The organism is Hyalangium ruber, assembly GCF_034259325.1.
Classification (GTDB): domain Bacteria; phylum Myxococcota; class Myxococcia; order Myxococcales; family Myxococcaceae; genus Hyalangium_A; species Hyalangium_A rubrum.
This window is the reverse complement of the sequence record NZ_JAXIVS010000001.1, coordinates 882,479-906,504: the sequence shown is the minus strand read 5'-3', so window position 1 is coordinate 906,504 and position 24,026 is coordinate 882,479. Positions and strand designations below refer to the sequence as shown.

The following is a 24,026-nucleotide window of genomic DNA, read 5'->3' as shown; positions in this document are numbered from 1 at the left end:
GTCACCCGGCTCCAGAGGGAGCGGTGCCCGGCCGGGGCTGGAGCTCCAGGTCGGGAGCCCGGGAGACCCGTCGGAGGATCTCCGCGCCGAGGCCGTGCAGGGGGACCACCCAGTGCGCCATCCCTGCCTGCATCACCGCCCGGGGCATGCTGCCGACGACGCAGGTCTCGGGCTCCTGGACGAGGATCTGCCCGCCCGCGTCGCTCACGGCCTGGCAGCCCTTCATCCCGTCCTGCCCCATGCCCGTCATCACCACGGCCAGGACGCCCGAGCCATAGACGGCCGCCGCCGAGCGGAACAGCACGTCCACCGCGGGACGGCAGGAGTTCTCCAGCGGGCCCTGGTGGGTCCACAGCCGCGCCCCGCTGCCATCGGCGACCAGCGCCAGGTGGTGGTCTCCCGGGGCGATCCACACCTGACCGGGCAGCACCCGCTCACCGCTCCGGGCCTCCTGAACCCGGAGGGGGCAGAGCGTGTTCAGGCGCTCGGCGAACAGGTGGGTGAAGACCGGAGGCATGTGCTGGGTGACGAGCACGGGGACGGGGAAGTCCGCGGGCAGCGTGGCGAGCACCTCCGCCACCATGTGCGGCCCTCCCGTCGAGGCGCCGATCACCAGGACCGTCACGCGCAGGGGCTTGGGAGGCAGGGGCGTGGGAGTCCGGGCCGGGCTGCTGGGACGCGGCGCGGCCGTGGGGAGCTGGCCGCGCGCATACAGCGCTTTGATCTTCGCGACGAGCTGGGGCTGGACCTGCTCCAGGGAGGACATGCCGTGGAGGGTGGAGGGCTTGGTGAGGTAGTCGTTGGCGCCCAGCGCGAGCGCGTCCAGGGTGAGGTTCCCGGCGCGCTCCGTCAGGGCGCTGAACATCAGCACGGGCAGGTGGGGCGAGTGCTTGCGCACCACCGTGAGCACGTCCAGCCCGTTCATGTCTGGCATCGCCAGATCGAGCAGCAGGACATCCGGCTTGAGCTGCTCGACCTTCTCGATCGCCGTGCGGCCCGTGGGCGCGGTGCCCACCACCAGCAGCTCCGGGTCCCTGCTGAGCATCAGCGCGATCTGCCTCCGGGCGACCGCCGAGTCATCAGCCACGAGGATGCGGATGAGAGCCATGGCGTCACTCAGGAGGGCAGGGAGAAGCCCAGCAGGGCGAGCTTCTCCAGGAGAGCCTCGCGAGTGAACGGCTTCATGACGTACTCATCGACTCCGGCCTGGAGCGCCTGACGGACCTTGTGCATCCCCGTCTCGCTGGTGACCATGAGGATCTTCACCCCCGCGTAGGTTGGGTCCGAGCGGAGCACTTGGACGAAGGCCAGCCCATCCAGCTCGGGCATGTTCCAGTCCACCAGGGCGAGCCCCAGGCCCTCGTGGGCCCGAAGGGCCTCGAGCGCCTGACGGCCGTCGGCCGCCTCCGTCACGGAGAAGCCCAGCTCTCGAAGCAGGCGGCTGATGATCCGGCGCGCCACCCGCGAGTCGTCGACGACGAGCACCTGCACCGTTTTACCTCCTATGCCACTACTTCGCCTTGGCCCGCTCCTGATCGAGGTCCTCGAACTGCAAGACCAGCCGCTGGAGCGCCTGCGCCATGTTCGCCAGATCCACCGCCGCCTTCTGCGTGCTGGTGGCGCCCTCCGTGGTGCTGCTCGCGGCCTGCGCCACCAGGGTGATGTTATCGGTGATCTGCCGGCTGCCCTTGGCCGCTTCGCTCACGTTGCGGAGGATTTCCCCCGCCGTGGCCGTCTGCTCCTCCACGGAGGTGGCGATGGCCGTCTGCAAGTCATTGATGCTGGTGATGGTGGTGCTGATCTCCTCGATGGCCGAGATGACCTCCTCGGTGTCCTTCTGGATGGCGGCGATCTTCTGCCCGATGTCCTCGGTGGCCCGCGCCGTCTCCTTGGCCAGCTCCTTCACCTCGTTGGCCACCACGGCGAAGCCCCGGCCCGCCTCGCCCGCGCGCGCAGCCTCGATGGTGGCGTTGAGCGCCAGCAGGTTCGTCTGCTGGGCGATGGAGGTGATGACCTTGATGACCTTGCCGATCTGCCCGCTGCTGGTGCCCAGCTTGGTGATGGTGCCCGTGGTCTTCTGCGCCACCCCCACCGCCGAGGAGGCCACCTTCGCCGCGCTGTTGGCGTTCTTGGCGATCTCCCGGATGTTGGTGTTCACCTCTTCGATACCGGTGGCCACGCCCTGGACGTTGCGGCTCACCAGCTCGGAGCCGGTGGAGACGTGGTTGGCCTGGTTCGACGTCTCCTGGGCGGTGCCCACCATCTGCTGGCTGATGCTGGACAGCTCCTGCGAGCTGGCGGCCAGCGCCTGCGCGTGGACCGCCACCTCCTTGAGCACGCCGCGCAGCGTCTCCACCAGCGCCTTCTCGCGCTGCTCGGTGGCGATCTTCTCCGTGACGAGCTCCCAGGTGACCATCGGGCCCACGTACCGGCCCTGCTTGTCGTAGATGGCCGTCACCAGGAGCTCCGCCACCTCCGGTCCCAGGCGGATCTTCGTCCGGATGGGCAGATTCTTGTCGCTGGCCAGCAGCCGGCGCTGGTGGCTGGGGTCGCGGTGGAAGACGTCGATGGAGGAGCCCAGCACCTTCTCGGCGGGCACAGGCAGGTGCTTCTCCACCGACTTCAAGAACCGCAGGCAGGCCGGGTTCAGGTAGATGATGTTCAGCGACATGTCCGCCAGCATCACGCTGATGGGGGCGCTCTCGATCATCATCCGCAGCTGCGCCGCCTCGGTCTCGGCCTTCACCTGCTCGGTGACGTTGCTCCATGCCACCACGTAGCCGATGAGCGTGTTGCGTCGGTCGAACACGCCGTTGATGCGCGACTTCAACATGACGCCGCCGAACTCGAACATCGCGTCATGGGGCAGGGCGGTGGGATTGCGCAGCACCTTCTCCACCCGGCTGCTGTTGCGGTGGAAGCGGTGGATGGAGCCGCCGACGACATCGTCCACGCGGATGCCGAAGGAGCTCTCGAGCTCCCTCTCGACGAGCCGCAGCGTCTGGCTGGCCGACTCGTTCATATAGACGATGGTGAAGTCCAGATCGGCCACGAAGAGGTTGGTCTGCGCGTGGTCCAGGATGGCGCGGGCCCCGCTGCCCTCCAGCAGCTCACGGGCCGCGTCCACGACGTTGGGCGCCGAGCCCGGTGCGGGCTTGCGCGCGCGCACCTCGTTGCGAGGCGCCCGGTTGGCGGGGGCTCTCGGGGCGGCGGCCTCGGGGGCGGAGGCGCGGGGAGAGGGTTTGGGCGTGCGAGGCATGGGGCAGGCTCGGGGTCAGGCTTGAGGAAGGGGGGAGATGTCGATGGCGGCGTCCGGCGAGAGCACCAGCAGCAGCGCGTCTTGCAGCTTGTGGACGCCCAGCAGGAGCGCGCGCAGGGGACCGCGCAGGTGCTCGGGCGGTGGCTCGAAGGTCTCGGCGGACACGGTGAGGATATCGCCGATCTCATCCACCAGCAGGCTCACCGCCCCGTCGTCGCCGCGCAGCACGACGTTGGTAGGCTCGGCCTCGGGGGAGCGCTCGGCCATGGCCAGCCGGCGCCGCAGGTCGATGGCGGGGACGATCTGCCCTCGGAGGTTGATCAGGCCCGCCACCTCGGAGGGCGCCAGGGGAATGCGGGCCAGGGGCTGGGCGCGGAGGATCTCCTGCACCCGCTCCAGCTCCACGCCGAAGAGGTTCCCGTCCACGGTGAAGGTACACATCTGGCGGGTGGCGGGCATGGCCTACGCGCTCCTGTCCAGTGGCGCGGCGAGGCCCGCGACCAGCGAGGGGAGGGCGGCGCGCACCAGCCCCTCCACGTCGAGGAACTCGGTGGCGCGACCCTGCACCACCATGGAGCCGAGGACGCCGGCGCGGCGGGAGTGCCGCTGCAGCTCCACCTTCACCTCCACCACGTCCTGGATGGCGTCCACCACCAGCCCCACGTGCGTCTCCCCATGGGCGCAGACGATGACCGAGAACTCTTCCTCCTCCGCGGTGGCTTCTTGGGAGGGATGCCGGGGTTGGCGGCGCCGCTCCTGGAGCATCGCGGCTACCCGCACCAGCGGCAGGAGCTGGCCCCGGTACTGCACCACCTCCATGGCGCCGATGTGCTCCACGCGCGAGGCCGGCAGCTTCTCCAGCCGCGACACCCGTGACAGGAGGATGGCCAGTTGGCCCTCCGGGCCGTTGCGGCACAGGAGGACGCGCTCTCGCTCCTCGCGAGCCTCGGGGGCTGCTGTCCGCTGTCCGACCAGCTGCTCCCGCGCCTCGTTCACCACGCCCACCCGCTGTCCCAGCCCCAGCGCGTCCAGGATGAGCGCGACCCGGCCGTCTCCGAGCACCGTGGCCCCCGCGTAGCAGGTGATGGCCTTGAGCCGCTTCCACAGCGGCTTGACGACGATCTCCTCGGTGTCGTTGATGGCGTCCACGACCAGGCCAAAGGTGCGCTCTCCCGCCTGGAGCACCACGATGGAGACCTCCTCCAGCGCGGCGGGAATCTCGGCGGCGAGCTTCAGCTCCCGGGAGAGCCAGGCCAGCGGCAGCAACCGGTCGCGCAGCCGGAAGACCGGGCTGCCCTGCAGGGAGGTGATGTGGCGCCGAACCTGCTCTCCCTCGAGTCGTACCACCTCCAGCAGGCTGGCCTGGGGAATGGCGAAGCGCTCATTCCGGCAGGTGACGATGAGGGCGGGGATGATGGCCAGGGTGAGCGGAATCTTCAGCTTCACCGTCGTGCCCTGGCCCGGCCGGCTGTGGATGTCCACCGTGCCGCCGATCTTCTCGATGTGGACCTTCACCACATCCATGCCCACGCCGCGCCCGGAGAGGGAGGTGACCCGCTCCGCGGTGCTGAAGCCCGGGGCGAAGAGGAAGGCCAGCGCCTCGCGATCGCTCAGCGTCGCGGCTTGCTCCGCGGTGACCAGTCGGAGCTCCATCGCTCGCTGGAGGATCCGTTGGGGGTCGATGCCGGCGCCGTCGTCGGACAGCTCGACGTTGACCATGCCGCTCTCGTGGTAGGCCTGGAGCGTCACGCAGCCCACGGGCTCCTTGCCCTGAGCCACGCGCTGGGCCGGGGCCTCCAGGCCATGGTCGATGGCGTTGCGCAGCAGGTGGGTGAGCGGATCCATCACCGCCTCGAGCAGCGTCTTGTCCAGCTCGGTGTCCGCGCCCTCCATCTTCAGCCGCACCTGCTTGCCGCAGGCGTGGGCCAGGTCCCGCACCAGGCGCGGGAAGCGGTTCCACACGTTGCCGATGGGCTGGAGCCGCGTCTTCATCACCACCTCCTGCAGCTCGGTGGTGACGAGGCTCAGGCGGTGCGCGCCGGAGGATAGATCGGCGCCGGAGGTGGCCGTGGACAGGCTCTGGAGCAGCTGGTTGCGCGACAGGACCAGCTCGCCCACCAGGTTCATCATCCGGTCCAGCAGCGCGACGTCCACGCGGACCTTCGTCTCCGCCGCCCCCGAGGTGGGGAGCACCAGCTCGGTGGAGGACGGGAGTGGAGAAGCGAGGCCGCCCTTCCGCAGCCGCTGCAGGCGCGCCAGGAGCGACCCGTGTACCGGAGTGCCCTCCGAGCCCGTGGTCTCGATGTGCTGGATGACCTGGCGAGCGGTGTCCACCGTGGCCAGCAGCGTGGCGAGGCACTCGGTGTCCAGCGTGAGCTGGCCCTCTCGCGCGAGCTGCAGCAGGTCCTCGCTGGCGTGCGTGAGCGCCTCCAGGCCCGTGAAGCCGAGGAAGCCACAGGTGCCCTTCACGGTGTGGAGGTTGCGGAACAGGCCGGTGAGCAGCGGCGGCGAGACGGGCTCGGTCTCCAGTCGCAGCAGCCCGGCCTCGAACTGGTCGAGGTTCTCTCGGCTCTCGAGGAGGAACTCCCGGAGGATCTCCTCGCGGGACTCGTCAGCCGGTGGTGCCATGGGCCGCCTCCCGCTGGCCCGCGCCGCTGCGCGACAGAAAGCGCTTCACCACGCCACGCAGCCGCTCTTCGTCGAAGGGCTTGGTGAGATAGAGGGTGCAACCGCTCTCATAACCGCGCGCCACGTCCACCTGAGCGCCCCGGCTGGTGATGAGGATGATCGGAATGTGCCGGGTCGACTCCTGCTGGCGCAGCTGGCGGCAGGCCGAGAACCCGTCCAGGTGCGGCATCTCCACATCCATGAGGATGAGGTCCGGCAGCTCGCGGGTGGCGGTGTCCACGCCCTGGCGGCCGTCCTCGGCCATGAGCAGCTCGAGCTCCTGGCCGCCGAGGATGAACTTCACCGCCGCGCGGATCGTGCTGGAGTCGTCCACGACAAGCACTCTCTTGCCCTGCATGTTCCGACCCCCCGCTGTGCGATCCGTTTCTTCTGTGTTCACTGTGCAACAGCGTATCGCGAGAGCGCTGTCGCGGTGAATGTGGCCTCCAGGGCTGCCTGCTCGTCCGCCCAAGAGTAGCCGAGCGGAGGCACCACGGACCGGAGTCACGCTCGACCCACGAAACCCTCCTCCTCCGGATGGAGGATGTGTGTGATTCTAGCGCTTTCCACTGTGAGTCACATGACAGGGCTGGAGACTGACTCAATGCTTTGTCCAGTCCTTCACGGGGGGTACGCGTGCGCAAGGTCCTGACATGGCTGGGAGCACTCGCGGTATTGGGCATCGCTTGTGTGGATGACGACACGCTCTATTCCGCGACCTGGGTAGAGCCCACCGCTCCCCTGCGCGCGCCGCCGAGCCGTGGAGGAATCGTCTCCCTGTCCCTCAAGAATGAGGGCACCGCCAAGTGGAAGCCGCGCGAGGTGTATGTGATGCCGCGACCCGGTCAGGAGGCGTGGGCCGGTGGCACACTCCACATCTCACAGGATGTAAAGCCCGGCGAGGTGGGCACCTTCCGAGGGGCGCTTGCGGGCCCTGGGGTGGTGGGCCTCCATGAGCTGGAGTGGGGCACCTGGGTCCGAGGCGTCGCCTTCGGAGAATCCCTGAAGACCCAGGTGGAGGTGACCTGCTCCGACGGCACCTTCTGCAATGGTGAGGAGCGCTTCACCAACGGCCAGTGCGTCTCCGGGCCGCCGCCGTGTGATGACGGCGCGGAGTGTACGCAGGACGCGTGTAACGAGGCGACGCGCGCGTGTGAGCACACCCCCACGGGCACCTGTGCGGTCTGCATGGCGAGCTGCGAGCGCGACTGCACCGGCAAGCAGTGCGGTGATGATCGCTGCGGCGGCTCGTGTGGCGCCTGCCCCGCGGGCGAGGCCTGCGCGCAGGGGATCTTCGCGTGCAAGCCCGAGACGCAGCCGGGGACCTGTCGCGCTCCCCTGCCGCTGCTTGCCGAGGGCACGCCGCTGGTGGGCGATCACACCATCGATGGGGACAGCTCCGGAGGGCTCCATCAGGCGGTGCCTTCCTGCAATCGCACCAGCACCGCGGTGGAGACCGTGTACTCCTTCACCCTCACCGAGCGACTGGGGCTGGAGGCGCGCGTCTCCGGCTACGACACGGTGCTGCACCTGCGCAAGAAGCGCGGCGAGGACGGCGCCGCCGACTGCCTGGACAACACGCCCGCGCGGACGATCGCGTGCAGTGATGACTCCTCGCCTCCGGGAGAGTACGGCTCGCGCATCTCCGTGGCGTTGGACCCGGGGACCTACTACCTCATCGTCGACGGCTTCGATGCCAGCAACCTGGGGCCGTTCGCCCTGCAGGTTCGCTTCGCCGCGGAGGGCTGCGTGCCCAAGTGCGATGGCCTGTACTGCGGCGGGAGCGATGGCTGCGGCGGCAACTGTGGCGTCTGTGAGTCCGGCCAGGTCTGTGTTCGGGGCAAGTGCCTACCGAGTCCCTGTACCCCGGTGTGCGATGGCCGGGAGTGCGGTGACGACCAGTGCGGCGGGCAGTGCGGCTTCTGCCCGGATGCGAAGCTGTGCGTGCCGTTGACGGGGAAGTGCGAGACGTTCGCGAAGTGCGACCACCTGCGTCCCACGTGTGAGCCTGGCTGCGGCGAGGGGCAGTTCTGTGGCTCCGACTGCCAGTGCCACGGCGTCAGGGCGCCGCTGCCGGATTTGATGGTCGACGAGGCGCGCCTGAAGGACGAGATCCTCTTCGATACGGTGTTCGTGACCGAGAACTCGTGCGCCAAGGTCGAGGAGTGCGTGTCGGGCACCGGCGCGCGCCGCGTGCTGCGCTTCAGCGTGGAGGCGGTGAACCAGGGCTTCGCCACCCTCACGGTGCCGCAGCCGGCCGAGCGACCGGATCTCTTCACCCTCTCGCCCTGCCACGGCCACTACCACTTCAGCGGCTTTGCCTCCTACGCCCTGCTGGACGGGCAGGGGCGCACGGTGCTCAACGGCCGCAAGCAGGCTTACTGCATGGAGGACACCCAGCGCGTCGCCATGGGGCCCGATGTGCCGTGCTCCAAGCGCTTCAACTGTGACAACCAGGGCATCCAGCGCGGGTGGTCCGACCTGTACGGCAACACGCTCGATTGCCAGTGGCTGGACATCACCGATGTGCCGCCGGGCGACTACCGCCTCCAGGTCACCCTCAACCCCACGCGCGCCTTCCAGGAGCTCACGCTCGACAACAACACCACCAGCGTGCCGGTGACCATTCCGGCGCCATAGTGTCATGTTGACACTTAGTCCTCGGGCATTCGAGAATGCGGTATGACGAACTCGAAGCCCGAGGACTCCTCCGCGCGCATGGAGCGCGCCCTCCTGTCCCTCGACGGTCTGTCCGTGGGGGACGCGTTTGGCGAGCGGTTCTTCCTGCCCGCGCGGGCCGCGATGGAGATGGTGGCGCGGCGGCAGACGGTGCCTCCTCCGTGGAACTACACGGATGACACGGAGATGGCGCTGGGCATCGTCCAGGTGCTGGAGGCACACGGGCGCATCGATCAGGACGCGCTCGCCCAGGTGTTCGGCGTCCGCTACCGCGACAACCGCTACCGGGGTTATGGCGGGACTGCGCACGACATCCTCGAGGCGCTCCACCAGGGCGAGCCCTGGCGCAAGGTCTCCGCGCAGGTCTTCGGCGGCGAAGGCTCCAAGGGCAACGGTGGGGCGATGCGGGTGGCGCCGCTGGGCGCCTACTTCGCCGATGACCTGAACCGAGTGGTGTCCGAGGCCCGGGCTTCGGCGGAGGTGACGCACTTCCATCCCGAGGGGCAGGCGGGAGCCATCTCCATCGCGGTGGCGGCGGCCTGGGCGGCCCAGTGGCCCAAGACGCGTGAGCCCTCCTCGCGGCTCTTCGAGCTCGTGTTGGAGCACACGCCTCGGGGCGCGACACGCCGGGGGGTGGAGAAGGCGCGGGCGCTGCCACTGGAGACTTCGCCCGTGGCGGCGGCGAAGGCGCTGGGCAGCGGGGAGCGGGTCATCTCCGAGGACACGGTGCCGTTCTCGGTGTGGTGCGCGGCCCGGCACCTGGAGAACTACGAGGAGGCGCTCTGGGCCACGGTCTCTGGCCTGGGAGACCGTGACACCACCTGCGCCATCGTGGGGGGCATCGTCGCCCTGAGCGCGGGGCGCGCGTCCATCCCCACGGCATGGTTCGAGGCGCGCGAGCGGCTCAAGCTGCGCGCTTGAGCCGGGCTCGCCGCCGCGTTACGGGCGCTGGCCGCGCTCCTCCAGCACCGCGAGGGCGCGCATCCGCCCGCGGTGCAGCGAGCTCTTCACCGTGCCCTCGGGCACACGCAGCACCTGGGCGATCTCCGGGTAGCTGAAGCCGCGCACCTCGCGCAGCCACAGCACCTGCCGCTGGAGGTCGCTCACCTCCCGCAGCGCGTCTCCGAAGTGCTGCTGCATCTCCTGGCCCACCGCATGCGCCTCGGGGGAGGTGGGCTCCTGCGGCTCGTGGCCCAGGCGTTCGCGGCGCTTGCGCGCACGCAGCCAGTTGATGCTGCTGTTCACCATCACCCGGTGCAGCCAGGTGGTCCACGCCGCGCGCCCGGTGAAGCCCTCGGGCTTGCGCGCCAGCCGGGTGAAGACGTCCTGCACGACATCCTCGGCGTCATCCGCGTCGCCGACGATGCGCCGGGCCACAGCCAGGGCCCGGGTACGATGTTGTCGGTAGAGCTGGGAAATTGGGGGTAACCCGGCGACACCGGCGACCATGAGAAGCCTCCTGAGGGCCCCCGCATAAGGGGCCTACAGGCTTAGACGCCTGAGCCGCCGAAAAGATCTCTGCCCTATGGCGCGGTGCGTGATGTCGGCCCAGGGCCTACTCAGGCTCCTCGTCGGGCTGGGTGATGCCCCAGTCCTTCAGCCGTTTGAAGAGGGTGGAGCGGGCCAATCCCAGCTCCTTGGCGACGCGTCCCCGGTTCTTGTAGCGGCTCAGCGCCGTCTCGATGATCTGCCGCTCCAGCCGCTGCAGCATCTGCTCCAGCGTCATGCCCACAGGCAGCTCCATCGATAGCGCCGAGGAGGGGAGCGGCTCGCGGCTGTACTCCTGATCGAAGGTGATGTCGGTGGCGTCGATGTGGGGGCCCTTGCGCAGCAGCAGCGCGCGGTGAACCACGTTGCGCAGCTCGCGCACGTTGCCGGGCCAGGCGTGCTGCTGAAGCTTGTCCACCGCGGCCGAGGAGAGCTTCACCGTCTGTCCCCGGGGGGAGTAGGTGCGCACGAAGTGCTCGGCCAGCACCGCGATGTCCCCACGCCGGCTGCGCAGGGGCGGCAGCGTCAGGGGGATGACGCAGAGCCGGTAGTACAGATCCTCGCGGAAGCGGCCCTCGCGCACATCGGCCAGCAGGTCCCGGTTCGTCGCCGCCAGCACGCGCACGTCCAGGTGCATGGGACGGCTGGCGCCCACGCGTTTGACCTCTCCGCTCTCCAGGGCGCGCAGCAGCTTGGCCTGCAAGTCCAAGGGCAGCTCGCCAATCTCATCCAGGAACAGCGTGCCGCCGTGGGCCTCCTCGAAGGCGCCCTTGCGCTTCGTGTCCGCGCCGGTGAAGGCACCCCGCTCATGGCCGAAGAGCTCGCTCTCGATTAGCTCCTTGGAGATGGCCGCGCAGTTGATGGGGATGAAGGGCTTGTCCCCGCGCGTGGAGCAATCGTGGAGGGCCTTGGCCACCAGCTCCTTGCCCGTGCCCGACTCGCCCAGGATGGTCACCGCGGCGGTGGAGGGCGCCACCCGCTCGATGAGCTCCACGAGCTGTCGCACGGAAGGATCGCCGCCGATGATGCCGTGGAAGGGTGCCCCCGGCCCGCCCTGGCTCAGCGGCTCGAGGATGAGCTCCGTCTCGCCCACTCGCAGCGTGGTGTGCAGCGGCACCTCGAGCTCGAAGATGCGCGCGTTGCCCAGGAAGGTGCCGTTGGTGGAGTTCAGGTCCACCAGATGGAACACGCCCTCACGCCGAGTCACCTTCAGGTGCCGGCTGGAGATGAACCGATCCTGGACCACCAGCTCATTGGCCGGATCCTTGCCGATGGTGAAGCTCTCGCCGCTGATCTCGTGGATGAGCTCGTTGGAGCCCTGCTTCACCCGCACCTGGGCCGGTGTCCAGCCGTCCTCCGATAACTCCCGCGACTGTACGTCCGTGCGCCGCCCCACGCCGGTGGCGGCCTCGTCCTCGCCGCCGCCGCGCTGCCGGAACACCGCGCGCCACTGGCCCAGGGCGATGTCCGCCCCGTCCGCCAGCTCGCCCTGCGTCATTGGCTTGCCGGCGACGAGGGTCCCCTTGCCCGACAGATCCTCGAGCAAGCAGCGCGTGCCGTCGTACACCAGCGCCAGGTGCTGTCGGCTCACGTCCGGATCGGGAATGACGACGTCGCTCTTCTCCCCGCGGCCCAGCACCACGCGCTCCTGCCCCAGTGCCACCCTGAGCACTTCCTCGCCCCGGCGAAAGAACACCAACTCCGGCATGCCGCCTCCTTCGGATGATGCGCAAGCGATCTAGCATGCCAGAGTGTTGGGTGGGCAACTCAGCAGGTGGGCAGTGCGCTTTCCTCCGGCCTGGGTAGGATGGACTACCTCGGCACGGACCGTGCGTTCATGGGGACAGCAGGACTCCGCGACCGAGGGGCCCCGAATTGACCGTGCCCCGTTGCGATTGCTAAAGCGAAGCGGGCCTGCCCCCTGCAATGACGCCCAGTCCCTCAGCGGATTCTCGTCCTAGCATCTGGATCCTGGACGACAGTCCGACGGAGACGGAGTACATCCGCGCAGCGCTCGCTCGTACCTGCATTATCACCTCCTTCACGGATGGTGAGAGTCTGCTGGAAGCGCTCGGTCAGCAGCCGCTCCCCGATACGTTGGTACTGGATTGGGAGCTGCCCGGCCTCTCCGGCATCGAGGTCTGCCAGTACCTGCGCAACAACCGCGCGACCGAGACGCTGCCCGTGCTCCTGCTGACGGTGCATCACGGGCTGGAGGACGTGGTGAAGGGGCTGGAGGCAGGCGCGAACGACTACGTGTTCAAGCCCTTCCGCCCGCTGGAGCTGGTGGCGCGAGTGCATGCGCTGGTGCGCCGCGAGTGGGTGCGAAAGCGGGCGCTGGCGGATGAGCGTGCGCGGCGAGTCCTGGCGGAGGACTCGCTGACAGCGGTGCAGGAGGCGGAGGAGCGGGCCTGGCGCGCGGAGGCCGAGCGCAGCGAGCTCCTGGCCCGCGAACGGGAGGCCCGGCAAGAGGTGGAGACGCTGGCCCTGGCGCTGCGCGAGAGTGAGGAGCGCCTGCGTTCAGCACTGCAGGCCGCCAACATCGGCACCTGGAGCGTGGACCTGAAGACGGGCCTCGACACGCGAGATGCCGGGGCCAATCGCATCCTCGGACTGGAGGCCGTGGAGACCCGCCAGCCCCTGGAGGACTTCTTCTCCCGGATCCATTCGGAAGATCGGCAGCGAGTCCAGGCGGCCATCCAGCGCGCCATCCATGAGCACCGTGGCTTCGTCGAGGAATACCGCCTCCTCTTGCCGGACGCTGGCACGCGGTGGGTCCGCGATCAGGGCCGCGTCTTGCTGGACGCGCAGGGCCAGCCGACGCACTTCACGGGCGCGATGGTGGACGTCACCGAGCAGAAGCGCCTGGAGGAAGAGACCCGTCAGAGCGCCGAGTTCGAGAGACAGTTGATTGGCATTGTCAGCCATGACCTTCGCAATCCGCTCAGCGCCATCACGCTGACCGTCTCCGCCCTGAAGCGCCAGGCCTTCGACGAGCGGCAGCAGCAACGCATCCACCTCATCCTCCTGGCCGCCGAGCGCGCCACCCGGATGATCCGCGACCTGCTGGACTTCACCCAGGCTCGGCAGGGTGGGGGCATCCGCGTTCAGCGCAAGGCCACGGATCTGCACGAGGTGGCGCGGACGGTGGTGGATGAGGCGCAACTCTCCCGCCCCGATCGAATCATCCAGATCTCGCAGACGGGGAGGGGAGAGGGCGAGTGGGATTCGGACCGGCTGGCGCAGGTCATCTCCAATCTGCTGGGCAATGCGCTCCAATACAGCCCACCGGAGACGCCGGTGCGGGTGGAGACGCGCGGTGAAGAGGATGCCGTGGTGCTGGAGGTCCACAACCGTGGAGCGCCGATCTCTCCGGAGCTGCTCCCCCGGATCTTCGAGCCGCTGGAGCGGGGCACGGCGATCGTGGATCAAGAGAAGGGCAGCATTGGCCTGGGGCTCTATATCGTGCGCCACATCGTGCTCGCCCACGGTGGCACCGTGAATGTTCGCTCCACCGCCACCGAGGGAACGGTCTTCACCGTGAGGCTGCCGCGCAGCCCGCCGGCCGCGCACCCCTAGCCCGGAGGGCAATCTCAGGGCGAGGGAGCCATCGTGACGGAGGCGGCGGCATTGCGCACCGCCTGGGTCGCGGCTTCGGGATCCAGGGGTGAGACTCCATCCAGCCAACGGTCATAGGCCAGGGTGAGGAGCTGGTGTGCCTCGGGCGCTTCTTGAGTGAGGCTGAGCGCCTCGAGCGGCACCTCGGCATTGGCGACCGCGGCGCTCTCCAGCGTGAAGGCCTGCGCGGGCCCACCGCTGGCGGGGACGACGGTGCCCTCCAGCCGCAGGGTCTTCCCCTCCATGCCCAGCTGGATGGGCTCGCCCTCCGCATCCGCGTCCGCCGGCCCGAGTACCAGTCGCGCGCGGCAGTAGGCGGCGGGCGGCGGGTGCAGGGTGCCCAGGGCCAGCGCCTCTCCGTCGGGCCGCTCCAGGCTGATGACATGGGGCGTCCCCAGGCGCCTGGGATGGGACTCGGAGTGGGCATGGGCCGTTCCCACCGGAGAGAGCTGGCGCAACCAGCGCCATGCGCTCAGCGTCGGGCAGGGGATGATCTCCACGCTGCTCACGGTGAGGTACGCGCGGCTCAGGGTGATGTGCTCCCCGCGATCGTTGGTGAACTGGCGCGAGGAGCTCTCTCCCCACGCTCCTTGCTCCGCGTGGAAGGCGAGCCCCAGGTGCAGGCGCAGGCCTTCCTCGCGCGAGCCGCACCCGATGAGGGCAGGGAGCAAGAGCAGGGTGGGCAGGATCGCTGTCTTCATAAGTCGTAGGCCACGGCGGCTTGGAGGATGGGTGTCTGCCGCACGGGGCCGCTCAGCAGGTTGAGGATTGGCGCACGCACCCCAAGCTGGACGACGACATCCGTGGTGGGGCTGTAGAGCACGTCGGGGGAGAGGAAGCCGATGAAGCCTTTTCCGGCGGGATCCGGTACGCCCAGGAGGTCGCTGGCCGCCTCCAGGCGGGTGTCCGCCGCCAGGCGCAAAGCCCAGCGGGGCGTGGGCTGGTACTGCGCCGCCAGCGTGCTCCGCAGGGACGCTCCCCCGCGGAAGCCCATGCGGCCCCGGGTCGGCAGGTAGCCCGTCGCGCTGGCGATGAAGGACCACTCGCCCCGGAACATCGTGTAGGCCAGCCCCGCGAACGGATCCCAAGAGCCAGTGCCGAGCTGGGCATCGAGCGAGAGGGGGCGGCCCTCCGCGTCATGCACCGTGGGCGAGGTTGGCAGCTCGGCGCCCACCAATATGGCGATGAGGTGATCCGGCGAGAACTCCCGATCTCGGAAGACAAAGGCCTTGGCGCTGACCTCCAGGTCGCCGGGCCCCCAAGAGCGTTCGCTCGCCAGGCTCACGTTCCGCACCCCACGGGCCTGCAGCGGGAGCGTGGCGGACAGGAACAGCCACCGCAGGGGCGCGTAGGAGGCCGCCACATCCATGCGCAGCTCACGCAGGGTGACCGCGTCCAGGGTGGCATCTCCCGTTGTCATCCCCCAGGCTCGCATCGTGGCCGCCAGCCGCAGACGGCCGGCGAAGGGCTGCTCGGTGCCCATGGAGGTGAGCGTTGGATCCCCGCAGGCACACGTGGCACAGGCGAAGGCCGCCGGTGCCACGAGGAGCAGGGCCGCCGCGAGGGCGGCCGTACAGGTCTTCACCATTCCAGCGGTCTTACTTCGAGAAGCCGGGAGGCAGCAGCTCGCAGGGCAACTGCCCCGAAGGCGGCCGCGCCAGCGCGTTGGGTTGGTCGAGGCATGCGCTCAAGCCCGGCTTCTCTTCCTCCTCCTTGGGAGGTTCCGGGTCGTCCGAGCACGAGGCCGCCATCAGCGGAACGAGCAGCCACAGCCACCGAGCCTTCATTCGAGCGCGCCGCATCAGTACTTCACCCAGATCTCGTCATTGGCCTGCAGCGAGGTGAGCGCGGTGACGCCCGAGGTCGCCGTCGCCAGCTCCGCGGTGGCCGGGTTGGCGCTGTAGGCCGCGGTCCCCTTCCACACGATCTGCGCGTCGCTGAAATAAACGCTCAGGTCGGAGATAGCCATGGGGACGGTGAACTTGTTCCACCCCGGCTTGCGCGCCGGCAGCACGCGGAGCTCGGGCGCGGGCTCCGCGGCCTGGGACGTCGGCGTGCCGACCCAGTTGGTGGTGGAGATCGTCCCGTCGGCCGCCTTGCAGGTCTGGTAGGTCGGGAAGTACACGGTGGTGAACGGCGCGTTGGGGACCTTGAGCCGAACCGCGAGCTTGTAATAGCTGATGTCCGAGGCGAACACGTCCGCGTCCGCCTTCTGCCAGGTGATGGAGATCACATCTCCCGCCGCGTTCTTCTCGACCGAGACCCGGCCAAAATCACTCTGCATGGGGCGCACCGACGTCACCCCGGCGGGGATCTCCATCTTCACGCTGTACGTGTCGGCCCCCGCGCAGCCGTGGCCCACGTTGAAGGAGAACTCCTGCGTCGAATTGGCGAAGCCCGTTCCCGAGACCGAGATGTGGGCGCTGGCCATTGCCGGCGCGAGGAAGAGTCCCGTTCCCATCATCAGCGCTGCGATTGTCTTGTTCATGCGATAACCCCTCATCGAATTGAGGCCGGGTTATCGCGAGCGGGCTCGCACGTGCCAATGAGTCAAATTGTCGCACGCGGTGGATTCGCGCCTGCCCTAGGCTCGACGGAAATGCGCGACAGAACGAAGAGAGTCTTGGGTTCATGGGCAGCCCTCGGCGGCTGCCTCCTGGTGGTGGCATGTGGCGACTCGACGCCGACTCCTCCCGGGAGCGAGGCGGATGCGGGAGTCCAGGTGCCCGACGCGGGGCCAGGAAACGAGAACCCTTCCACGTGCTCCGTTCCGTCACCCACCAGCTGCCCGGAGCCAGCGCCACGCTATGCGGACGTGGCGCCGATCTTCGAGCGCCGGTGCGTCACCTGCCACGCCGGCACCCCGGGAGGGCCCTGGTCCCTGGCGGACTACGGACACGTCGCGGACTGGCAGGACACGATCCGCACCAACGTGCGCGACTGCTCCATGCCGCCCCCCGACTCCGGAGTCCCCATGACGCTCGAGGAGCGGACCGCGATCCTCACCTGGATCCGCTGCGGCCTCCCGCAGTGAGGGAAGGCCTCAGCGCTTGGGCAGGAAGTTGAGCTTGCCCAGCGAGCCGCTCAGGCGCCCGGCGCGGAACTTCGGGTCGTCCTTGTCCGGAGGGAGGATGGAGAGGCCCAGCCCGGCGGTGCCCAGGTTCTTCACCAGCTCCGGCTCGACGCGCAGCCGCACGTCCATGGCCGGCTCGCTGTACTGCAGGCGCTGCTTGAGCCGCAGCGTGCCCGTGGCCTGAAGCTCCAGCTGGTCGCTGCGCGTACGGAGCGTCTCCACCGTGCCCTGGCCCTTGTCGAAGCGGATGAGCGCCTGCACCTCGCCCATCGGCACGGCGGGCAGGCCGCCCGGGAAGAGCAGGGCGACGGGGCCCGAGCCGGCCACGCCGACGCCCGGCACACTGCCGTTGAGCTTCAGGTTCTGGCCGTCCAGCGAGAACTCGCCGTCGGCCAGCGACAGGTCCGGCTCCCCGGGCTTGCCGTTGGCGCCCGCGGGCCCCGGCGGCAGCGTCAGGTTGATGACGCCGCTCAGGCGGCCCTCCAGGTCCAGCCCGCTGAAGCCCTTGAGGTTGCCCTTCGAGGGGTCCAGGCCGTCCAGGCGCACCTGGAGCTGCTGGGTCTTCAGCCCGCCGGAGACGCCCTTCAGCTCACCCCCCATCACCTCGGCGTGAAAGGCCGCGCCCAGGGGGAAGAGGCTGGGGCGGATGAAGAGCGAGTCGATGATGAGGGGCTCACCCAACTCCGCCGCGCCGATCATCTTCACCTGGTCCGGGTCACCGCTGAGCAGCGCGGCACGCGTCTCCGCGCTGAGCGGCTCGGTCGGCGAGCTGATCTTCACGTTGCGCGCCGTCAGCCCGACGAGGCCAGGCCGTAGCGAGTCGATGCGAACCACATAGCCGGCCTTCAGGCCCTCGGTGGCGATGCGCGCGCGCAGCGCGCCATACGGGAAGGTCAGCAGGAAGCAGGCGATGAGGGCCACCACCGCGAAGGCGCTGTACCCCAATACAACTTTGAAGCCGGAGGTCTTGGTCTGAGTGGCCATGGTGTCACTGCTGCGCCGAAGGCGCCTGCGATTGCTTGAGCTTGTAGGTGGAGACGGTCGTCCACGCCGTCAGGGTGTCGCTGGCCGGGCGCGGCTCCAGGCGCAGGTACTTCACCTTGACGATGCCGGGCCCGCTCTCCACGGACTTGAGGAACTCGGTCAGCTTGCGCAGGTCCACGTCCGTGAAGGTCAGCTCCATGCTGCTCTCCATGATCTTCCCGTCGCCGATGCCCACCTCGCCCTTGGGCGTCATGTTGGGCACCTCGAGCCCGGCGGCCGTGGCCTTGTCCGAGATGTAGGTGAGCAGCGACACGTCATTGCTGGACAGCTGCTGCTCGATGGAGTTCCGCGCCGACGTGGCCTCGTTGTAGCTGGCGGCCAGCTGCTGCACCTCTTGCAGCTTCGCCAGCTTCGTCTGGGTGCGGCTGCGGTAGCCGGCCGCGGTGGTGGTGAAGGTGAACAGGGTGACGAAGAGCGCGAAGGCGATCACCGCGCCGCCGGCCGCCATGAGCAGCCGCTGCTCGCGGCCGCTGAGCTGCTCCCAGCGCGTGCGCAGATCCGTGAAGAGTTGGCGAAAGGTGTTCATGGTCTAGGTCTCCGCGCCAGTCTGCTCGGGGCAGTTCACCTGGATGTCCAGGCGGAAGGTGACGTTCTGTCCGTCGCGCGTCCGCTCCACCTTGCCCTGGTTGACTTCCTTGAAGCAGCGGTGGCCCTTGATGGCCTGCGTCAGCGTGTCGATCTCCTTGGAGCTCTTCGTCTCTCCCTGGAGGATGACGCGCTCCAGATCGATCTGGATGCGGTCCAGCTTCACCGGCACGTCGGCGGGGATGCGCTGCGTGACTTCCGCCAGCAGGTTGACGGCCGAGTTCTTGGGCAGGGCGGCGGCGGGGCTCTCCACACCGCGCAGCATGTTGATGGCGCGGTCGAAGTCCTTCTCACACGAGCCGAGGATGCGCTCGGTCGTCTTGCACAGCACCTGGTCCACCTGCGTCTCCCGGCGGGCGAGCACCGAGTTGCGCACCACGCCACCGGCCACCAGCAGCAACACGAGCGTGGCGGCGAAGGCGGCCAGCAGCCCCACCTTGTCCTTCACGTAGTCGTAGTCGCCCTTGAAGCCGAACTCACCCCGGCGCAGGTTGAAGCGCGGGGCCTTGGCGCCCGAGGCCTGGCCCCGCAGCGCCAGCGAGTACGCCTGGACCGCCGAGGGTTGCGACTCCGAGGGCAGGGTGGAGGCGGCCTCGACCGGCAGCGCCAGCACTCGCGCGGGCATGTGCAGGTCTCGCTCGAGCTGCTCGGCGATGCCCTTGAGGCGCGCGGTGCCGCCGCACAGCACCACGGCGCCCACCTGCCGGCGCGTGCGGGCGGTGAAGGACTTGAAGGTGGGGCGCAGCTCGCGCAGCACTGGCTGCAGGCCGCGCACGAAGGCGGCGGCGGCGCGCTCGGCGTCCGGCCCCTGCGAGGCGGCCACGCTGGCCAGCGCCCCGTACGTCTCCTTCCAGTGGTGCGCCTCCGGCAGCGGCGTCTGGAACTCGGTGGACAACGCCTTGCTCAGATCCTTGCCGCCTCCGGCGAAGGTGCGCGCGAACTCCACGCCCACGCCCGGTCGGCCAATGGCCACCGAGGTGCGCTCGTGGCCGATGTCCACCACCGCCACCGCCGCCATGGCCTCCAGCCCCTCGAAGACGGCGGGCGTCTGCAGGAAGAGGTTCTGGTACGTCACGCCCGGGTGGGTGATGACGCGCGGCTCCAGGTTCAGCTCGGACAGGAGGTCCACCAGCCAGCGCAGCTCCTCCTTGCGCACCACGCCCACCAGCAGATCGCTGCTCACCTTCGGCTTCTGCCCCACCACCTGGTAGTCGAAGACCACCTCGGACAGGTCGAAGGGCAGCTGGCTCTCCACCTCGAAGGGCAGGGCGGCCTCGATGCGCTTCGGATCGACGAAGGGCATCGTGAAGCTGTGCGTGATCAGCGCCGGGCCGGGCAGGGCGACGACGACCTGGTCGGCCTGGAGCGGGTGCTGGGTGAGCAGCTCGCGCACGGCGTTGCGCAGGCTCTCGGTGCGATCGCCCTCGCCCCGGCGCACCTCGGCGTAGGCCTTGGTGGTGTAGCCCCGGATGTTCGACTCGAAGAGCACTCCCTTGACGGAGTAGCTGCCCAGGTCGAGGCCAAGAATGCGGGCCATGTTATTCCTCTCTCCAATACAGGATGCGGCCGAGCTGATCGTCCAGCTTGACCACGGCGGTGATCGTCTTCTGGACGCTGCCCGCCTCACCCACGGACTTGATGGTGAAGGTCTGGCTCTTGTCACCCACGAGCCGGTTGGTGGCCGCGTTGGCCTTGATCGCCGGGTTGATGGCGACGCCCGCGGACTCGACGACGGCGACGAAGTCCTGAACGCTCATGCCCAGAAAGCTGAACATGCGCGCGGAGCGGATGCGGGTGATGAGCTCCTGCATGAACACGGGATCCTGCAGCCGCGGGTCCGGACGCGCTGGGTCCGCCACGGACAGCACGGCCATGAACATCATCATCGGATCGTCCGTGTTGACGTTGGGCCGTGAGTTCACGTCCGGGTAGACGGTGAGCCGGTCCCGGAAGGCGGCCATGAACTGGTCCGTCACGCCGTGGACCCGGTACAGCTCGTCCAGGCTGTCGAAGCGCGCGTTCTTCGCGTCGTAGCGCGGGTCGAAGCGGTCGTAGTGGCCGCCCTCGTCCGAGAAGCCGGAGGCGAACGGGTTGACGGGGTCCGCCAGGTTGATGGCCGACTGCGTCTCGTCCTCGTCCACCCAGTCCTTCAGGGCGATGACCACTTCCTGCGGGGTGACGCGGATGCGGTTGGCGTCGTCGCGGTTGAAGATGAACTCGAAGCGCTTGTCGCCGAACAGGTCCATCAAGCGCGCCGCGGTGGGCAGCGCGTCCGTGGCCAGCGCGGAGAGCCGGTGGATGTTGAGCTTCTCCTCCTCATCCGTGATGGTGGCCAGGAAGCAGCCCTCGAAGCCGCCGAAGGAGCGCTTCATCGGCTGGTCCGACAGCACCGGCGTCTCGCCCTCCTCCATGGTGAAGTTGGAGTCCTGCGCCTGAGCCGGCTCCTCCTCCTTGGCGCTCGCGTCGCTGTTCACCAGCCCCTTGAGCATGTGGCAGTCCACGCGCGCCAGCTTCCAGAGCTGGATGTTGAGCGTGGAGGCCGGCTGCTGGGCGCCGGGAGCCGCCCCCGCTCCGCCGCCCATGAACTGATTCATCATGCCGGCCAGGTTGGGGATGGGCGTGTTGTCCACCTGCTTCTGGAAGCGCAGCAGCAGGCGCCCCAGGCCGATGCCGGAGCGCGCCATGTAGAAGGCCCGCACCTCGTCGCGCTGGTTGGCCGCCAGCTGCAGGTCCACCCGCGTGTTGTAGGCGAACTCGGTGGCCACCACCGTGAGCAGGGTGATGGAGATGACCGCGATGATGAGCGCCACGCCCCGCGCGCGGCGATCCCTCCGCGCCAGGGAGGGCGGGGGAGCGGGCCGGCGACGGGCCGTCTGGGAGAAGAACCTGCGCATCAGAACCTCGGCAGCTCCGTGTTCGACATGATTCGAGCCTGGGTGGTGTAACGCGCTTCCTTGCCGTTCTCGTCCAGCGCATGCACGGTGACGCGCACCCGCGTCGGCAGGATGGACTTCTTCTCGGCCCGGCGCGTGTCCCACTCGTCTTCCCACTCCTTGCGCTCGGAGTCCCAGTACTCGAACTGCACCTTCTTCACGCCCTCGAAGAGCACGTCCGTGGTGCCGCCCCGGTCCATGCGGTCCCCGCCGATGTTGGGGTTGACCCGCCGCTTGAGCTCCTGCCGGCCCTTGGCCCCCTTCTCGGTGGACGTCTCCACGAAGTACTCCACCACCGCCTGGTCGGACTCCTTCGAGTCCGTGTACAGGCGCTGGTGCGCCATCGTGGTGAACATCAGCCGGTCCGCCTCGCCCACGAAGTTGGTGGGCCGATCGTTCTGGTCCCGGTAGCGCTTCGGGTCGTAGCGGTCGCTCACGAAGGCGGAGCCGATCTCGCGCGCCATGCGGTTGAGCGCCACGCGCACCATGCGGTAGTGCCCCGCCTCGCCCTCCACCACTTCCTTGGCGCGGAAGCCCGTCTGGAAGGCCATGGCGACGATGGTGCCGATGAAGCCGGTGATGGCGATCGCCACCATGACCTCCATCAGCGTGAAGCCTCGGAGGGAGCGCCTCATCGCGTATCCTGCTTTCCACGCGGGTTGAAGATGCCGCCACCGGCGCCGCCGCCGCCCAGCGGATTCTGCATGGCCCCGCCGCCGCCGCTGTTCATCCGGTTGAGCCACTCCATGCGGTTGGTGAGCGGCTGGCGCGTCTGCGGGTGCAGCATCTGCCCGTTGGGGCCGGGCACGGGGTTGGGGACGACCGCGCCCGAGGCGTCCACCCACTGGTTGGCCGTCTCCGCGGCCTGCCGGCCCTGGGCCGAGTTGAAGGCGGCGCCGCCGTTGCGGTCCGAGCCCGGGCCGAGCGACACCACGTGCGTCACCACGTCCATGCTCTCCACCAGCGTGCCCTGCTTCCAGGTGACGGTGAGGTGTACCTCTCGCACTGACTGGGTGAGCTGCTCCACCATCTGCGTGAACATGGGCTGCGCCATGCCCGCGGCCATGCCGCCCAGTCCGCCGCCCGCCGGCACGGGGCCGCCGCTGCTCGCGCCGTCCGCGCCGCCGCCGCCGAACATGCTCGCCAGCCCGCCCAGGTCCCCGCCCGAGTCCCCGATGGGCAGGTTGAAGATGGCGCCGATCAGCTGGTCGGGCGACACGCCGTCCGTCTTGGGGGCGATGATCTTCGCGCGCCACTTGAAGTTGGGCCAGCCCTCCTCGGAGAAGTCGCCCGCCTCCTCGTCATCGTCGGCGGGGAAGCCGTCGTCGTAGAGCTGCTGCTCCAGGTCCGTCATCTTCGAGCGGGCCAGCAGCGAGGCCACGGTGAGGTGCTTGGAGTAGACGTGGTTGGAGACAGCGCCGGAGTTGAGATCGAAGATGGCCATCAGCGCCAGCGCCAGGATGGCGAGCGCGATGACCGTCTCCAGCAGCGTGAAGCCTCGTTGGGTGTACTTCATGTGCGAGGCACCTCCAGCTCCTCGGCCACCACCGACACCTTGCCAGTGAGCGGTGACACGGTGAGCGTCCACACGTTGTCCCCCTGGCGCACGTACACCTGGGCCTTCTCCGTGTAGCCCTGGGGGAAGAAGTAGAGGTAGGCCACGCCCTGCTCCACGGCCGTCTTCTGCTGGCGCGTCCACACAGAGAGCGTCACCCCGCCAGGCAGCTCGCGCGGCTCCACCTCCTCGGCGGTGTAGCTGGAGAACTTCGCCGCCTGCTCCACGCGGCCCTGCTCCTGCTCCATCAGCTCCTGCAGGCTGGGCGCGCCGCCGCTGTCGCTGCTGCGGAAGTTGCGCCGCTCGTCACCACCCGAGCGCTTCTCGTCCTCGCGTGAGCGGTTCTCATCCTTGAGGGCCGCCTCCCGGTCCCGCGAGGTCGTCACGCCGCCCGCGGCGCACTCGGCGTGGTACTTCGTCTTGTCCTCGCTCTTGGGGTCCGGAATCTCGAACACCAGCCGGCACGTCTTGCCCGAGAGCGCGGCCGAGTCGTAGAGCGAGCGGATGACGCCCGCCAGCTCTCCGGCGGCTGCCTTGGCCTTGCTGCCGGTGATGGCGCCCACGCTGGTCACCACCGCCGAGAAGAGCACCGCGGCGATCAGCAGCGCGATGCAGATCTCGATGAGCGTCAGGCCGCGCTGGGCCCGCCGCGGGTGAAGGGGAAGAGCACGCCTCATCGCCGAGCCTCCTCGACGCCGCCGCTGGTGATGTCCGCGTCGTCGCCCTGACCGCCGGGCACCCCGTCCGCGCCATAGGAGAGCACGCCGGAGCGCTTGTCGTTGAAGCGGTACACGTACGGGTGGCCCCATGGGTCCACCGGCTCTTTGTCCAGCACGCGCGCCTGCACGAGGATGCCGAAGCCCTCCTGCTCGGTGGGGTAACGCCCCATGAGCCGGTAGAAGGCGCGGAACACGCCGTCCAGCTTGCGGATCTCCGCCCGGGCCTGGCGCTGCTTCTCGCCCAGGGTCTCATCGTTCGTCAGCTGTACCATCACGAAGGCCAGGACCGTGGCGAGCGCGACGACGGCACCGACCACGAGTCGCCCCATCCGGGCCGGACGCGGCGCCATGTCGGGGTTCTGTGGGGTGGTGACGTGCTCGGCCATGGGCTTCTGGGTCCTCGGCT

The 24,026-nt window shown here is 69.0% G+C and carries 24 protein-coding genes; 4 read left to right on the top strand and 20 right to left on the bottom strand.

Annotated elements, in window-relative coordinates:
* Nucleotide 1: 1 nt before the first annotated feature.
* Genes SYV04_RS03695 through SYV04_RS03670 form a run of 6 tightly spaced genes read right to left on the bottom strand, consistent with a single transcriptional unit; the run spans nucleotide 2 to nucleotide 6,260 of the window.
* Entirely contained in the window at nucleotides 2–1,108 is a 1,107-nt protein-coding gene (locus SYV04_RS03695; protein ID WP_321544176.1) for a protein-glutamate methylesterase/protein-glutamine glutaminase, read from the bottom strand.
* An 8-nt stretch (nucleotides 1,109–1,116) separates the two neighbouring features.
* Nucleotides 1,117–1,491, bottom strand: coding sequence for a response regulator (locus SYV04_RS03690; protein ID WP_321544175.1), 375 nt, complete (start codon nucleotides 1,489–1,491; stop codon nucleotides 1,117–1,119).
* Nucleotides 1,492–1,510: 19 nt separating this feature from the next.
* On the bottom strand, nucleotides 1,511–3,259 hold the full coding sequence (locus SYV04_RS03685; RefSeq protein WP_321544174.1) for a methyl-accepting chemotaxis protein: 1,749 nt from the start codon (nucleotides 3,257–3,259) through the stop codon (nucleotides 1,511–1,513).
* Nucleotides 3,260–3,274: 15 nt separating this feature from the next.
* Nucleotides 3,275–3,718, bottom strand: coding sequence for a chemotaxis protein CheW (locus tag SYV04_RS03680; RefSeq protein WP_321544173.1), 444 nt, complete (start codon nucleotides 3,716–3,718; stop codon nucleotides 3,275–3,277).
* Nucleotides 3,719–3,721: 3 nt separating this feature from the next.
* A complete protein-coding gene (locus SYV04_RS03675) occupies nucleotides 3,722–5,887 on the bottom strand; it encodes a chemotaxis protein CheW (protein WP_321544172.1) in 2,166 nt (721 codons plus the stop codon).
* Nucleotides 5,871–6,260: a response regulator gene (locus SYV04_RS03670; RefSeq protein WP_321544171.1), complete on the bottom strand. Its 390-nt coding sequence runs from the start codon at nucleotides 6,258–6,260 to the stop codon at nucleotides 5,871–5,873. The genes SYV04_RS03675 and SYV04_RS03670 overlap by 17 nt, the downstream gene beginning before the upstream one ends.
* Before the next feature lie 302 nt (nucleotides 6,261–6,562).
* Between SYV04_RS03670 and SYV04_RS03665 the strand changes: the two genes are divergently transcribed.
* Both SYV04_RS03665 and SYV04_RS03660 read left to right on the top strand, forming a co-directional pair.
* Entirely contained in the window at nucleotides 6,563–8,566 is a 2,004-nt protein-coding gene (locus SYV04_RS03665; protein ID WP_321544170.1) for a lysyl oxidase family protein, read from the top strand.
* 42 nt (nucleotides 8,567–8,608) lie between these two features.
* Nucleotides 8,609–9,526, top strand: a complete 918-nt coding sequence (locus SYV04_RS03660; protein ID WP_321544169.1) for an ADP-ribosylglycohydrolase family protein — start codon at nucleotides 8,609–8,611, stop codon at nucleotides 9,524–9,526.
* An 18-nt stretch (nucleotides 9,527–9,544) separates the two neighbouring features.
* On the opposite strand, the gene SYV04_RS03655 is transcribed toward SYV04_RS03660, so the two are convergent.
* Nucleotides 9,545–10,054: an RNA polymerase sigma factor gene (locus tag SYV04_RS03655; protein ID WP_321544168.1), complete on the bottom strand. Its 510-nt coding sequence runs from the start codon at nucleotides 10,052–10,054 to the stop codon at nucleotides 9,545–9,547.
* A gap of 106 nt (nucleotides 10,055–10,160) precedes the next feature.
* The gene (locus tag SYV04_RS03650; protein ID WP_321544167.1) at nucleotides 10,161–11,801 is read right to left on the bottom strand and encodes a sigma 54-interacting transcriptional regulator; all 1,641 of its coding nucleotides are present in this window, start codon (nucleotides 11,799–11,801) and stop codon (nucleotides 10,161–10,163) included.
* A 218-nt stretch (nucleotides 11,802–12,019) separates the two neighbouring features.
* Here SYV04_RS03650 and SYV04_RS03645 point away from each other — a divergent pair, with 218 nt between their 5' ends.
* Nucleotides 12,020–13,672, top strand: a complete 1,653-nt coding sequence (locus SYV04_RS03645; protein ID WP_321544166.1) for a hybrid sensor histidine kinase/response regulator — start codon at nucleotides 12,020–12,022, stop codon at nucleotides 13,670–13,672.
* A 14-nt stretch (nucleotides 13,673–13,686) separates the two neighbouring features.
* Here the strand turns inward: SYV04_RS03645 and SYV04_RS03640 are convergent, their stop codons facing one another.
* From SYV04_RS03640 to SYV04_RS03625, 4 genes are read right to left on the bottom strand one after another with little or no spacing between them, the layout of a single operon-like run.
* On the bottom strand, nucleotides 13,687–14,412 hold the full coding sequence (locus SYV04_RS03640; protein WP_321544165.1) for a hypothetical protein: 726 nt from the start codon (nucleotides 14,410–14,412) through the stop codon (nucleotides 13,687–13,689).
* Entirely contained in the window at nucleotides 14,409–15,299 is an 891-nt protein-coding gene (locus tag SYV04_RS03635; protein ID WP_321544164.1) for a transporter, read from the bottom strand. Before SYV04_RS03635 ends, SYV04_RS03640 begins: the two co-directional genes overlap by 4 nt.
* Before the next feature lie 10 nt (nucleotides 15,300–15,309).
* On the bottom strand, nucleotides 15,310–15,513 hold the full coding sequence (locus SYV04_RS03630) for a hypothetical protein (RefSeq protein WP_321544163.1): 204 nt from the start codon (nucleotides 15,511–15,513) through the stop codon (nucleotides 15,310–15,312).
* The gene (locus SYV04_RS03625) at nucleotides 15,513–16,199 is read right to left on the bottom strand and encodes a DUF1775 domain-containing protein (protein WP_321544162.1); all 687 of its coding nucleotides are present in this window, start codon (nucleotides 16,197–16,199) and stop codon (nucleotides 15,513–15,515) included. Before SYV04_RS03625 ends, SYV04_RS03630 begins: the two co-directional genes overlap by 1 nt.
* A gap of 135 nt (nucleotides 16,200–16,334) precedes the next feature.
* Here SYV04_RS03625 and SYV04_RS03620 point away from each other — a divergent pair, with 135 nt between their 5' ends.
* Complete coding sequence (locus SYV04_RS03620; RefSeq protein ID WP_321544161.1) at nucleotides 16,335–16,745, top strand: hypothetical protein; 411 nt, start codon at nucleotides 16,335–16,337, stop codon at nucleotides 16,743–16,745.
* A 9-nt stretch (nucleotides 16,746–16,754) separates the two neighbouring features.
* Here the strand turns inward: SYV04_RS03620 and gspN are convergent, their stop codons facing one another.
* From gspN to SYV04_RS03580, 8 genes are read right to left on the bottom strand one after another with little or no spacing between them, the layout of a single operon-like run.
* Complete coding sequence (gspN, locus tag SYV04_RS03615; protein ID WP_321544160.1) at nucleotides 16,755–17,768, bottom strand: type II secretion system protein GspN; 1,014 nt, start codon at nucleotides 17,766–17,768, stop codon at nucleotides 16,755–16,757.
* 4 nt (nucleotides 17,769–17,772) lie between these two features.
* Nucleotides 17,773–18,354, bottom strand: coding sequence for a type II secretion system protein GspM (gspM, locus tag SYV04_RS03610; RefSeq protein ID WP_321544159.1), 582 nt, complete (start codon nucleotides 18,352–18,354; stop codon nucleotides 17,773–17,775).
* A gap of 3 nt (nucleotides 18,355–18,357) precedes the next feature.
* Complete coding sequence (gene pilM, locus SYV04_RS03605; RefSeq protein ID WP_321544158.1) at nucleotides 18,358–19,950, bottom strand: pilus assembly protein PilM; 1,593 nt, start codon at nucleotides 19,948–19,950, stop codon at nucleotides 18,358–18,360.
* Nucleotide 19,951: 1 nt separating this feature from the next.
* On the bottom strand, nucleotides 19,952–21,307 hold the full coding sequence (locus SYV04_RS03600) for a type II secretion system minor pseudopilin (RefSeq protein WP_321544157.1): 1,356 nt from the start codon (nucleotides 21,305–21,307) through the stop codon (nucleotides 19,952–19,954).
* Entirely contained in the window at nucleotides 21,307–21,981 is a 675-nt protein-coding gene (locus SYV04_RS03595) for a type II secretion system protein GspJ (protein ID WP_321544156.1), read from the bottom strand. Before SYV04_RS03595 ends, SYV04_RS03600 begins: the two co-directional genes overlap by 1 nt.
* The gene (locus SYV04_RS03590; protein ID WP_321544155.1) at nucleotides 21,978–22,862 is read right to left on the bottom strand and encodes a prepilin-type N-terminal cleavage/methylation domain-containing protein; all 885 of its coding nucleotides are present in this window, start codon (nucleotides 22,860–22,862) and stop codon (nucleotides 21,978–21,980) included. Before SYV04_RS03590 ends, SYV04_RS03595 begins: the two co-directional genes overlap by 4 nt.
* The gene (locus tag SYV04_RS03585; protein WP_321544154.1) at nucleotides 22,859–23,578 is read right to left on the bottom strand and encodes a pilus assembly FimT family protein; all 720 of its coding nucleotides are present in this window, start codon (nucleotides 23,576–23,578) and stop codon (nucleotides 22,859–22,861) included. The genes SYV04_RS03590 and SYV04_RS03585 overlap by 4 nt, the downstream gene beginning before the upstream one ends.
* Nucleotides 23,575–24,006 (bottom strand): type II secretion system protein GspG, encoded by a 432-nt coding sequence (locus SYV04_RS03580; protein WP_321544153.1) that lies wholly within the window; start codon nucleotides 24,004–24,006, stop codon nucleotides 23,575–23,577. The genes SYV04_RS03585 and SYV04_RS03580 overlap by 4 nt, the downstream gene beginning before the upstream one ends.
* Nucleotides 24,007–24,026: the final 20 nt, after the last annotated feature.